General features: G+C 72.1%; 8 protein-coding genes. 1 reads left to right on the top strand and 7 read right to left on the bottom strand.

The window, feature by feature from the left end:
* Positions 1–14: 14 nt before the first annotated feature.
* The 7 genes from ACIQVZ_RS21460 to eccB all read right to left on the bottom strand — a co-directional run bounded on the left by ACIQVZ_RS21460 (position 15) and on the right by eccB (position 6,016).
* Positions 15–317, bottom strand: coding sequence for a hypothetical protein (locus tag ACIQVZ_RS21460; protein WP_350879528.1), 303 nt, complete (start codon positions 315–317; stop codon positions 15–17).
* Positions 310–759 (bottom strand): YbaB/EbfC family nucleoid-associated protein, encoded by a 450-nt coding sequence (locus tag ACIQVZ_RS21455; RefSeq protein WP_350879529.1) that lies wholly within the window; start codon positions 757–759, stop codon positions 310–312. Before ACIQVZ_RS21455 ends, ACIQVZ_RS21460 begins: the two co-directional genes overlap by 8 nt.
* 149 nt (positions 760–908) lie before the next feature.
* Positions 909–3,317 (bottom strand): hypothetical protein, encoded by a 2,409-nt coding sequence (locus ACIQVZ_RS21450; RefSeq protein ID WP_402452074.1) that lies wholly within the window; start codon positions 3,315–3,317, stop codon positions 909–911.
* 90 nt (positions 3,318–3,407) lie between these two features.
* Positions 3,408–3,773: a hypothetical protein gene (locus tag ACIQVZ_RS21445; RefSeq protein WP_350879531.1), complete on the bottom strand. Its 366-nt coding sequence runs from the start codon at positions 3,771–3,773 to the stop codon at positions 3,408–3,410.
* A gap of 21 nt (positions 3,774–3,794) precedes the next feature.
* Positions 3,795–4,091, bottom strand: a complete 297-nt coding sequence (locus ACIQVZ_RS21440; RefSeq protein ID WP_350879532.1) for a hypothetical protein — start codon at positions 4,089–4,091, stop codon at positions 3,795–3,797.
* A gap of 41 nt (positions 4,092–4,132) precedes the next feature.
* Positions 4,133–4,459, bottom strand: coding sequence for a hypothetical protein (locus ACIQVZ_RS21435; RefSeq protein WP_363617443.1), 327 nt, complete (start codon positions 4,457–4,459; stop codon positions 4,133–4,135).
* A gap of 90 nt (positions 4,460–4,549) precedes the next feature.
* The gene (gene eccB, locus ACIQVZ_RS21430; protein ID WP_350879534.1) at positions 4,550–6,016 is read right to left on the bottom strand and encodes a type VII secretion protein EccB; all 1,467 of its coding nucleotides are present in this window, start codon (positions 6,014–6,016) and stop codon (positions 4,550–4,552) included.
* A 268-nt stretch (positions 6,017–6,284) separates the two neighbouring features.
* Here eccB and ACIQVZ_RS21425 point away from each other — a divergent pair, with 268 nt between their 5' ends.
* Positions 6,285–9,410: a phosphocholine-specific phospholipase C gene (locus tag ACIQVZ_RS21425; RefSeq protein ID WP_350879535.1), complete on the top strand. Its 3,126-nt coding sequence runs from the start codon at positions 6,285–6,287 to the stop codon at positions 9,408–9,410.
* Positions 9,411–9,459 lie beyond the last annotated feature (49 nt).

Raw genomic sequence — 9,459 nt, 5'->3', positions numbered from 1 at the left:
AACCTGACGAACCGTCAGTTCTGGTTCCGGGCCTCCTCGTCGGCGTTCTTCAGCATCTCGGAGGTCCTCTGACCCTTGGTTCCGGCGCCCTCGACCTTGTCCCGCACCTTCTTGAACAGGTCGTCGAGATCGGCAGTCGGCCCGTCCACGTTCTTGTGGTACTCCTGGCCGATGTCGTCGTTGCCCGCCGAGGTCTTGTTGAACTCGTTGATCTCGTCGGTCCACCGGCGGACTTCCTCGATGGTGTCCGAGAGCGGGCCGAACTTGGCGAACTTGTCCTTCAGGTCCGCCATGGCGGTCAGCTGGGGCTTAGCCACGGAACTCCTCCTGCCGGTCGCGCTTGCGACGGTCCGCGGCGGCGGCCTCGTCGGCGTAGCCGGGCCGCATCTCCCGCAACGGCGCGAAGAGGTCGTCGAGTTCGGTCCCGCCGGTCATCGAGGCCCGCAGCGCCTCCCCCAGGCCGCTGAACGCGCCCATGGTCTCCGCCACCCGCTCGCCGATGTCGGCCCGCGCGGTGTTCAGCACGTCGGCCAGGACCTGCCCCAGCTGGGCCGGTGCCATCGACCGGTACGCGGTGGTGTGGAAGACCAGGGACACCACCTGCCCCTGCGCCCCGACCGTCGCGGTGACCATCCGGTCCTTGGACGTCACCGAGGCGGTGGCCGCCTGCAACTCCTTGGCGGCCACCGCCATCTTGGCCTGCTGCTCCTCCAGAGCGGCCATGGCCTGTTCGATCTGTTCGGCGTACGACAACGCCATCACCCGCACTTCCGTCTCGTCCCGAATCCCGATGACGCGTCCCGGGCCTACGGGGGTGAGGCCCGGGACGCGTCGGCTCGTGGGGTCGTACGGTTCTCTCTACGGACGGGCGGGGTCCTGCGGTTCGACCGCCGACGCGAATCGCCCGGTCAGCGGCCGATGACGCCCGTCACGGCGCCCGAGTCGGTGCCCCAGACCTCCTCGTCCTCGGCCAGCCAGGTGGTGCGCTGCCGTTCCTTCTCCCCCTGACCGCCCGCGCCCGCGCCGGCACCGGCGCCCATCGGCGGCATCATGGGGCCGCCGCCACCGGTGGTGGAGACCCCCCGGCCCATCAGCTGGGCCTCCTCGCCGGCCAGCCCGGCCGCTGACGCCCGCTCGGCGGCCATGGTGCGGGAGGCCATGGCCTCCTCGGCGGCCGTCGCCCCCTTGTCGATGCCCAGGGCGGAGGCCAGGCGGTCGCTGACGCCGATGCGCGGCGGCCCCTGAGCGGCGATGCCGCCCATGGTCTTGGGGCCGGAACCCTGGCCGCTGAAGGGCTCGCCGAACAGGTCGGTGCCGCTCTTGAGGGAGCTCGAACCGCCGGAACCGCCGAAGGAGATTCCGCCGCCGCCGAGCGAGCTCGGCAGGCCGGTCCAGCTGCTGCCGCTACCGCCGCTGCCGCCTCCCCCGCCGACGACGAGCCCGCCGCCCCGCCCGGAGAGCGCGTGCTCCTCGTCGGACAGCAGCTGCTCGAACTGCGAGACGGGCCGACCGCTCGCGGTGCGGACGGTGCCGTCCGCGTCGATCTTGTCGTCCTTGCGGAGCACCACCGGGTTGCCGTTGGAGTCCTTCAGCAGGTTGCCCTCGGGGGTGGTGACGGTGCCGTCGTCGTTGATCTTCGACCCCGGCGGCACCTTGAACGCCGTGTTGGAGGTCGATCCGCCCCCCGAACTGCCCGATCCGCCCGATCCGCCCGATCCCGTGGTCGGCTGGCCCACCACGGTGCCCACCGGCACGTGGCGGGGCTTGCCGTCCTTGTCGAGGAGCGGCTTGCCGTCGGGGCCGATGAGTTCGCCCTTGTCGTTGACCTTCGTCCCCGGCGGGACGTACATCGGCTTGCCGTCCTTGTCGAGGAGCGGCTTGCCGTCCTTGTCGAGCAGCGGTGCCTGGCCGTTGCCGCCACCGATCCCCCCGATGCCACCGATTCCGCCGATGCCTCCGGTCCCGGTGCCGCCGCCCTTGCCGCCGGTGCCGCCGCCTCCGTCGCCGATCCCGCCGGGCTTCGGCGGCGGGGGGCCGGTGTCGATCTTCGGCGGCGGCGGACCGCCGATGCCGCCGTCCTTCGGACCGTTCTTGTCGTCCTTCGGGCCGTCAGTGCCGCCGGGCCCCTTGTCGGGGCTGTCCTTCGGGGGGTCCACCTTGTCCGGGGCCAGGTCCATGTTCGGGGCCGCGAACGACATCAGGACCTTGGACGCGGCCTCGTAGGCGGTGGCGAGGGCGGTCCCGGCGTCGGAGGCCGCCTTGTCGAGCGTCTTGACCACCTCGTCCGTCCACTGCTTGGTCGCCGCGTTGTTCAGGACCGTGGCGAAGGCGGCGACCGACGCGGTCCCGGCGGAACCGCTCGTCATGCTCGTGGTGCCGCCGCTGACCGTGGCCTCGTACGAGGACTCGTTGTTGTACGTCGTCGGGTAGCGGACCGCCGTCAGCTTCTGGACTTCCTGCGTGAACGCGTAGTGGATGCACAGGTCCGGCCAGGCGTACGTGGCGTGCTTGTCCGGGTCGTCGTTGCTCTTGTACGCCCACGAGCCCGTGGGGTCCGTCAAGGCGCTGTACCCGCGCCAGGGGTTGTACCCGTTGTTGTACATGTCCTGCTGGACCTTGACCAACGCCTCGCCGGCCGCCTTCAGCTTGTCGGCGATGCTGCTGCCCGCGGCCGGCGCGGGGGCGTCGTCCTTGAACGCGTCGAGGTCGCCGCTGAGTCGGTAGTGCAGCGTCTTGAACTCGTTCTGCAGCCCGACCAGGACCTCCTTGAACCGGCCTGCCGCACTGCCCTGGAAGTCGCTGCCCGCGCCGTCCACGGACTCGGCCCACTGGTGGATCTTCGCCCGGTTGTCCGCGAAGAACGTGTCCACCAGGGCGAGGATCCGCGCCGCCTCGATCAGCGTCTTGTAGTTCGTGTTGTCGTTCCCCGGGCCCCCCTGGAAGATGGCCCCGCCCAGGATCTCTCCGGGGTCGGTGTGGAACCGGTGCAGCACGCTCCCCGACGTGCCGGAGGGCGTGTCGTCGAAGAAGTGCCAGTTGTAGGTCACACCCAGGATCGTGGTGAACGGGGTGGTGGCGTTGCCGTCGCCGTAGTCCCACTCCGCCCACATGTCGTAGCCGGCGTTGTGGCTGGCCAGGCCGTCCTTCTTCTTGCGCAGGTTGTTGTTGTACCGGGAGTCCGTCACCAGCTCCTGCCCGGTGATCCACGGCTGCCCCGTGACGTCCGTCCGTTTCACGATGGCGCTGTGGTCCGACCCCGCGAACGCCTCCAGCATCTGTTCCCAGGTGTACGTGACCTTGGGCGGCTCGTCCGCCATGGTTTCCTCCGAACGCGGTGACACGGGTCAGGACAGCGGTGTGCCGTCGGATCGGGCGGCCCCACAACCGCCCGATCCGACGACGGGCCCTCACTTGGGCGGGGTGGGAGGTCCGGTGACTCCGCCGAGCACGTCCTTGAGGACGTCCATCATCTGGGCCTCCGACAGGGCTTCGCCGTCACCGAGGTGCAGCTTCTCCCGCGCCTTGATCAGGTCGAGCACGATCTTGTCGACGTCGCCCCGGATGGCCTCGATCGATTCGCCCACACTCTTGGAGAAGGCCTCGAAGTTGGTCTTCAGGGCCTTCGTCGCGGGGAACGATTCCCGGCCGGGCTTCAGCGCCGGCACCTCGGTCCAGGACGTCTTCTGGCCGTTGACGTCCTGTTCGAAGGTGTTCAGATCCTTCACGAAGGTCTCCAGACCTTCGACCGTCACCTTGATCGTCGTTTCACCCATGGTCGCGCGCCCCCGCCCGGACTAGAACTGCTTGCCGGCGTTGTAGTCCGATTCCGTCATGATGTCGTGCATCTTGGTGAGCGTGTTCGCCGCGGCCTCGATGTCCTTGTCCATCTGCGACTCGTTGGCCGCGACGACCCGGGAGAGCTCCTCGAAGGCGGTGGCTGCGACACCCTGGAAGTGCCCGCCGTCGATCACGCCCCTCAGCTTGCCCATGAGTTCTTCCAGGTTGCTGTGCATCAGGTTGCCGGCCTGCCGGAGCTCGGCCGCCGACTGCTCGACCGTCTCGTGGTGGAGCTGGATGTTTCCGAAGTCCATCGGTTCGCTTTCCCTAGTCTTCCTGCTCTTCCGACGCGTCCTCAGGCGCCCTGGAGCCCGTTGTAGATGCCGTCCGCGGCGTGCGCCCGGGCATCGTTCTCGGCCTGGGTGAGGATCTGGTTGGCGCCCTGGGTGGACTGGACGAAGTTCTCGAAGGCACCGATGACCTTCTGGTAGCGCTGCATCCAGTCATCGACCTTCGACTGGAACATGCTGCTCGCGCCGGAGATGTAGCCGGCGGCGAGCTCCTCCTTGATCCGCTCGACCGTGCGGCCGGCGGTCACCATGTTCTCGATCTGCTGCTCCAGGCTCGAAAGAACCTGGCGGATCGCCTCGTCTTCCTTCGTCAACATGGACGGTGTGCCCACGGCATGCTCCCTTCCCTGCACGAGCGGGGGCGCGACTGCGACCCCGCACACGTTCCTGACCGACTCAACGGGCTCGCGAGACCGGGTGGTTCAGCTGCACGGGGCCGAACCGGGCGCGGCGGCCGCGGCGGCGGCCGTCGGCGTGGCGGCGGCCCCGTCGGCCACCGCCGCCGGGTCCAGGAGCGGCCCGGTGGGGAGCAGCCCGACCACCGGGGCGGGCACCGAAACCGGCGTGGCACCCCCGTAGCCGAGCTGTTTGGCGACGGCCGCCGAGGGCAGCGGATACCGCACCCCCGCCTCGGTGACCAGGTACTCGGTGCTGCCCGTGCCCGCGCCGGAGACCACCTTGACCAGGGCGCCGCGCCCGGGCCGGACGGAGATCCGGTCGGCCACCGCGCAGCCGCTGCCCACCGCACCCGCCGGAGCGGTCGGCGGGCGCCCGGTGTCCGCCCCGGCCGCGTCCAGGAGGGTGATCGCGGTGACCGGGGAGCCGGCACCGGTGTGCAGGTCGGCGCAGACCCCCTCGCCGTGCAACGGGGTGACCAGGGTCGGCGGCGTCTCGGGCAGTCCCGTGGCCGGGGCCCCGCCCGGCGCGGTGTGGGCGGCCAGGTCGACCGGGCCGATCAGCGCGGGCGCCGGGGCGTTGTTCGCGTACGCCTCCTTCTGGGTGCGCGGATCGCCGCGCAGCAGCTCGTACAGGGTCGTGGTGAGCGGGACCAGGCCGTCCTTGGTGAGCAGGTAGTGCGCACCGCCGGCGACGTCGAAGAGCTGGCCGATCCGGGTCGGCTTCCCGGAGAGCACCGGACCGTCGCCGCCGCGCCCGGGGACGGCGGGGGAGGCGAGGTCCGGGCCGGCGGGCAGCGCGTTCAGCACCCCGGCCGGGACGGGGAAGGGCGTCGCCCCGCCGTATCCGAGCGCCTGCAGGGCCTGGTTGGCGGTGTCGACGCGCAGTCGCTGGCCCTGCCAGAGCAGGTGCACCGTCCCGTCCGGGAGGGAGACCAGCACGGCCTGACCCGGGGTCAGCGCCTTGCCCTCCTTGACCGGGTCCATCAGCAGGCCCAGCCGGGGTGCGGGGGCGCCGGTCGGGCCTGGCTGGACGGTCCCGCACACCAGCCAGGTGCCGCCCGCGAGTTCGGCGGCCGGCGGCAGTCCGTCCGGGGCGCCGACGATCCCGACCGGGGCGCCGCGCGGCACGTCCGCGAGCGACGCCCGGCCGACCTGGGCGACCGCCATCTGGTCGCCGGCCACCAACCGGGCGCTGGTGTCGTTCAGCACCGGGTGCAGCTGCCCGCCCACGAACAGGTAGCGGGCGCCCGTCTCCTCCACCACCACGAGCGTGCCGGGCTTGGTCCAGCCGGCGTCGCCGCCGGGCTTGATGACCCCGTACACCACGACCCCGAGCCCGATCAGGACGGCCACGGCCAGTCCGGTCGTGGTGCCCCGGGTGGTCCGCCCGGTGGGGGTGTCCGGCGCGTCGGGCTCGGCCCGCAGCATGCCGGAGGCCAGCCTGCTCATCACGAACAGGTGCGCCTGCACCTGGTCGCGTCGGGACTGCATCCAGTTCCTCCCCGGTGTCCGGGCGCGCCGCTTCCGCGCCCCCACCCCGGTGCTACGGCTCGGAGGGGCGCGGGAGTTCACCGGGCCTCGTCGGCCGCGGTTCTCCGTGGCCCGGCGTCAAGTCAAGTTGTCTGTACAGCTCCGGGCCCCTTGACGGCCATCGGATCGTCATCGAACTCCCCGGCCCCGGTCACCTCGGTCGCTTAGAAACATGGCTGGTCCGGGTCGAACCGATGGTCCGGCGCCCGTCAGCAAGGAGCCCCACCCGATGAGTCCGATGCCGATGCCCGAACTGTCGCGCCGCAGCCTGCTCGGCGGCGCGGCGGCGGCCGCCGTGCTGTCCGCCCTCCCGATCAGCGTCCAGGAGGCGCTCGCCGCGCCGGCCAAGCCCGGGCGGCTGGCGGACATCCAGCACGTCGTGGTGCTGATGCAGGAGAACCGCGCGTTCGACCACTACTTCGGCACCCTGGCGGGTGTCCGCGGCTTCGGCGACCGGACGGCGGTGCGCGGGATCAACGGGCGCTCGGTGTTCCACCAGCCCGACCCGGGCCGCAAGGAGGGCCACCTGCTGCCCTTCCCGATGAACGCCGCACACACCAGCGCCTACCAGCAGGGCGCGCCCGCCTTCGGCTTCGTGGACTCCATGAAGGCCTGGAACGACGGCCTCGCCGACGGCTCGGTCACCCGCCGCTCCGGCGGCTGGCTCGGCCAGGGCTACTACGAGAGCGCCGACATGCCCTTCTACCACGCGCTCGCCTCGGTGTTCACCACCTGCGACGCCTACTACGCGTCCGTCCAGTGCAACACCAACACCAACCGCGACCACCTGATGACCGGGACCAGCGGCGGCACCGTACGGGACACCCCGGTGACCGACAACACCGAGATCCCCGGCGGCTACGAGTGGACCACCTACGCCGAGCGCCTGGAGCGGGCCGGCGTCAGCTGGAAGACGTACCAGGCGCTGGACAACTTCGACGACAACGCGCTCGCCTGGTTCGCCCCCTTCGTCAAGGCCAAGCCCGGCGAGCCGCTGTACGAGCGCGGCATGCGGGCCGTCGGCGACCCGGCGAAGAAGAACGACCCGTTCGCGATGGGCGACGCCCTGGTCGACGCCTTCGCCGCCGACGTCCAGGCCGACCAGCTGCCGCAGGTGTCCTGGATCGTCGCCCCGGCCGCGCTCTCCGAGCACGCCAACTACGCGCCGCCGAACGGCGAGCACCTCACCGCCCGGCTGCTCGCCGCCCTGGCGGCGAAGCCCGAGGTGTGGCAGAAGACCGTCTTCATCCTGAACTACGACGAGCACGGCGGCTTCTTCGACCACCAGCTGCCGCCCGTCCCGCCGCTGGCCACCGGGCGCGGCAAGTCGACCGTGCCGGTGGACGGCGAGGTCGTCGTCCGCGTCAGCAAGGGCTCCGCCACCTACCACCGGGTCGTCGGCCAGGACGGCCGGTACCGGGTCAAGGCCGCGGACGGCTCGCTCACCTGGTCCGACACCCTGCCGGCCGGCGAGACCCTGGTCTCCGGCCCGTACCCGATGGGCCTGGGCGTGCGGGTGCCGATGGTCGTGGTCTCGCCGTGGACCCGCGGCGGGGTCGTCGACTCCACCGTCTACGACCACACCTCGGTGCTGCGCTTCCTGGAGCAGCGCTTCGGCGTCCAGGAGCCCAACATCAGCCCGTGGCGGCGCACCGTCTGCGGCGACCTCACCAACGTCTTCGACTTCTCCGGCCGCAACCCGGCCTGGCCGCAGCTGCCCGACACCAGCGGCAACCGGCAGAAGGTGGTCGACACCGGCAAGCTCCCCGCCCCCACCGTGCCCAGCCCGCAGGCCTTCCCGCAGCAGCAGCGCGGCACCCGCTCGGCCCGCCCGGCGCCCTACGACCTGCTGGTCAAGCCCCGGCTGAAGGGCGGTGAGCTCACCCTCGACCTGGTCAACCAGGGCCGCCAGGGCGCGGTGTTCGCCGTCTACCCGGCACCGGGCGGCGCGCCCCGGCACTACACCGTCGGCGCGAAGAGCCGGCTCTCCGACGTCTGGACGGTCGGCCCGGAGGGCTACGACCTGCGCGTCCACGGCCCCAACGGCGCGCTGTGGCACCTGCGCGGCGACGCCGCCGCCACGTACGAGGTGTCGCTGTCGGAGGAGCGCAACGGCAAGGTCCTCGAAGTCGACGTGATCAACCGCTCGCGCACCGCCCAGACCTTCCTGGTCGGCGACCTCGCCTACGGCGACGGGCTGCGCGAGGTGCGGGTCGCGGCCGGCGACGACCGGACCGTCAACGTCGCGGTCCGGCCCGAGGGCTGGTACGACGTCGCGGTGGCCGTCCGCGGGGACCTCACCTTCCGCCGCCGGATCGCCGGCCGCTTCCCCTGGGACGACCGGACGGTCACCGACCCGGCCCTGGGCCTCGCCGACCCGCTCGCCGTGGACGTCGCCCTCGGGGCCGCCTCCAGCACCATCGACGAGCCCGTCCTGCTGCCCGGCCGCCCGGCCCGGGTCTCGGCCGTGCTCACCGCCACCGCCGCGCTCACCGCCGTCGAGGCGCAGCCGGTCGTCCCGCCGGGCTGGACGGTCACCGCCGTCACCGCGCCGCCCGCCGCGCTCGCCGCCGGCGCCACCGCCACCGCCGTCTGGGAGGTCACCCCGCCCGCCCAGCTGCCGGACGGCGCCACCCACCGGATCCTGGTCACCGCCCGGGCGCTGGCCGGCGACCGCTTCGCGATCGCCGACGGCGAGCTCGCCGCCCGCCCCGCCCCCGTGATGGCCGGCCACCTGCTGGGCGAGGACTTCGAGTCGCTGGCCGGCGCGCTCCAGCCGCAGGACGGCGTGCTCGGCTGGACGGCCCAAGCGCCGCAGGGCTGGTCGGTGGTCAACGCCCCCGGCATGCCGCAGGGCACCGTCCGTCTCCAGGGCTGGACCTTCCACACCAAGCGGGAGTGGTCCACCCCGGCCGGGCAGGACCGCGGCAACTTCACCCGCGGCCTGGGCGTCCTCGCCGTCGCCGACCCGGACGACTGGGACGACACCGGCTCGCCCTCCCGCAAGGGCGTCTTCGACTCCACGCTCGTCTCCCCCGCCGTCCGCCTCCCGGCCGGCGTCGACACCCTGTACCTGGCCTTCGACTCGCACTACCGGCAGGAGGCCCCGCAGAAGGCGTCCGTCACCGCCGTGTTCGACAACGGCACGGAGACCCGCCTGGTGTTCTACAGCGCCGACGCCACCGGCAACGACAACGCCGGCAAGGACGTCCAGAACACCCTGGTCACCCGCCGCCTCGCCGTCCCGGCGGGGGCGCAGGCGGTGACGCTGAAGTTCCGGATGTACGACGCGGGCAACAACTGGTACTGGGCGGTCGACCACATCCGCCTGGACAGCCGGCCGATCACGGGCTGACCGTCCGGGAACGGCCCGATCGGCCGGGCCGTGCCGCCCCTGCTCTCGG

This window comes from Kitasatospora sp. NPDC098663, from assembly GCF_044760075.1.
Taxonomy (GTDB): Bacteria; Actinomycetota; Actinomycetes; order Streptomycetales; family Streptomycetaceae; genus Kitasatospora.
This window is presented reverse-complemented; position numbering and strand designations above follow the sequence as displayed.